At 51.5% G+C, this 1,067-nt stretch carries 3 protein-coding genes; all 3 read right to left on the minus strand.

Features of this window, described 5'->3' with window-relative positions; genetic code table 11:
- A partial coding sequence (locus ACN0IC_RS15760) for an ABC transporter permease subunit (RefSeq protein ID WP_416879694.1) occupies window positions 1-240 on the minus strand: 240 nt, incomplete at its 3' end.
- Between the two features lie 6 nt (window positions 241-246).
- On the minus strand, window positions 247-951 hold the full coding sequence (locus ACN0IC_RS15765; RefSeq protein ID WP_416879695.1) for an ABC transporter ATP-binding protein: 705 nt from the start codon (window positions 949-951) through the stop codon (window positions 247-249).
- Window positions 948-1,055 (minus strand): hypothetical protein, encoded by a 108-nt coding sequence (locus ACN0IC_RS15770; RefSeq protein WP_416879696.1) that lies wholly within the window; start codon window positions 1,053-1,055, stop codon window positions 948-950. Before ACN0IC_RS15770 ends, ACN0IC_RS15765 begins: the two co-directional genes overlap by 4 nt.
- Window positions 1,056-1,067: the final 12 nt, after the last annotated feature.

Genomic DNA, 1,067 nt, shown 5'->3' on the forward strand with positions numbered 1-1,067 from the left:
CGCCAAGAGGGCCGTTGGAAGTGGGTAGATCGATATGGAAGATTTCTGAAAGACCCAAGTCACCAAGATAGTGACCATCGTCCCAAAAGACATCATTTCGCCATGGGAGAAATTAGAGAAACGAAGTACGCCAAAAATGAGGGTCACACCGAGTGCGCCCAGAGCCAGCTGAGCACCGTAGGTTATTGATGGCACCAGCACGAAATTGGCGAAAATCAGGAATGCGTTTGCGAGTTCCAAACTGAACTATCCTCCCAAGAAAGTTTTTTTGACATCATTGTCTTTGAGAAGGTCAGGGCCGCTTCCCGTAAACCTGTTCTCACCCATGACAAGCACATAGCCAGTGTCCGCTATCTCAAGTGCTTGCCGCGCGTTTTGCTCAACCATGATGATGGCCATATCCCGCGTCTTCAGATTTGAAATTTCATCCAAGAGTTGCGCGGAAACGTTTGGCGAAACGCCCGCAGTGGGTTCATCAAGAAGGAGAACCCGTGGTTTCGTCATAAGGGCTCTGCCGACGGCAAGCTGTTGGCGCTGTCCCCCAGAAAGCGTTCCCGCAAGCTGTTTGCGCCGGTCGCCAAGAATTGGGAAGAGTTCGAAAATTTCCTGTTTCGTATCGGCGACGCAATCTACCCTCAGATAGCCTCCCATCGACAGGTTTTCATCGACCGAAAGCCCGGGGAAAATGTTCTCGGTCTGCGGAACAAATCCGATACCCACCATGACCCGTTCGCGCGTACTTAATGCATCAATGGACTTCCCATCCAAGAATACGTCGCCGGACTTCAGCTCCAACAAGCCAAGTAATGCTTTCATTGCTGTTGATTTTCCAGCGCCATTCGGCCCCACAATGACCGAAACTTCTCCAAGTTCGACGGTGATGGAACACCCGTTAAGTATTTGGATTGGCCCATAGCCGCCGTACATTTTGGACCCACCGAAGAAACTCACTTGACCCCCTCCGTTGCGGTTGCACCGAGGTAGGATTCAATCACTTCCGGGTTTTGTAAGATCTCATCTGCCCGCCCCGTGGTCAGAACACGGCCTTCAACCATGACAATCACGGG

The organism is Litorimonas sp., from assembly GCA_029936425.1.
GTDB lineage: Bacteria > Pseudomonadota > Alphaproteobacteria > Caulobacterales > Maricaulaceae > Litorimonas.